The 299-nt window shown below is 56.5% G+C and carries 1 rRNA gene; it reads right to left on the bottom strand.

Annotation, left to right across the window (positions count from 1 at the left end):
* Positions 1-232 precede the first annotated feature (232 nt).
* A 16S ribosomal RNA gene (locus tag ACLQ2N_RS36020) occupies positions 233-299 on the bottom strand; the annotation flags it as partial.

Consider the following 299-nt stretch of genomic DNA (forward strand, 5'->3'; position numbering starts at 1 on the left):
GTTCACTGGGGCCGGCAACCGAAGGACAGACTCAAACGAGCCCGTACCTTCAGATACCCAACAGCGTGCCCGACCCGACCAATCATTCACCACGTTCCACGCCGAAGCAGTACTAGTGACAAACAACTTGCCGTGCCGAGTAGTCAACGTTCCACCCATGAGCTGACCACCGTCGAACATTTGCCGACGTAGTGGCTCTGGACCCCTTTGACAGGGTCTAGATGCTCCTTAGAAAGGAGGTGATCCAGCCGCACCTTCCGGTACGGCTACCTTGTTACGACTTCGTCCCAATCGCCAGT

The organism is Streptomyces sp. DT224, from assembly GCF_049844595.1.
Lineage (GTDB): Bacteria > Actinomycetota > Actinomycetes > Streptomycetales > Streptomycetaceae > Streptomyces.